Source organism: Brevibacillus migulae, from assembly GCF_004521915.1.
Taxonomy (GTDB): Bacteria; Bacillota; Bacilli; order Brevibacillales; family Brevibacillaceae; genus Brevibacillus_F; species Brevibacillus_F migulae.
In genome coordinates this window covers 1-634 of record NZ_SDKD01000073.1, presented here as the reverse complement: position 1 = coordinate 634, position 634 = coordinate 1, and the positions used below count along the sequence as shown (strand labels likewise).

General features: G+C 51.9%; 1 protein-coding gene. It reads left to right on the top strand.

Annotated elements, in window-relative coordinates; all coding sequences use genetic code 11:
• Positions 1–81: 81 nt before the first annotated feature.
• Positions 82–634, top strand: a 553-nt coding sequence (locus EIZ37_RS25635; protein WP_205683891.1) for an IF-2-associated domain-containing protein, incomplete at its 3' end; no start/stop codon positions are given.

Here is a 634-nt window from a genome sequence, read left to right as displayed (position 1 = left end):
GCCGGAGCTCTGATTATGGCTGCCCGTAATATTTGCTGGTTCGGTGACGAAGCGTAATAAACTGTAGCAGGAAGGAACAGCATGACAGATGTAACGATTAAAACGCTGGCCGCAGAGCGACAGACCTCCGTGGAACGCCTGGTACAGCAATTTGCTGATGCAGGTATCCGGAAGTCTGCTGACGACTCTGTGTCTGCACAAGAGAAACAGACTTTGATTGACCACCTGAATCAGAAAAATTCAGGCCCGGACAAATTGACGCTGCAACGTAAAACACGCAGCACCCTTAACATTCCTGGTACCGGTGGAAAAAGCAAATCGGTACAAATCGAAGTCCGCAAGAAACGCACCTTTGTGAAACGCGATCCGCAAGAGGCTGAACGCCTTGCAGCGGAAGAGCAAGCGCAGCGTGAAGCGGAAGAGCAAGCCCGTCGTGAGGCAGAAGAATCGGCTAAACGCGAGGCGCAACAAAAAGCTGAACGTGAGGCCGCAGAACAAGCTAAGCGTGAAGCTGCTGAACAAGCGAAACGTGAAGCTGCGGAAAAAGACAAAGTGAGCAATCAACAAGACGATATGACTAAAAACGCCCAGGCTGAAAAAGCCCGCCGTGAGCAGGAAGCTGCAGAGCTCCGGC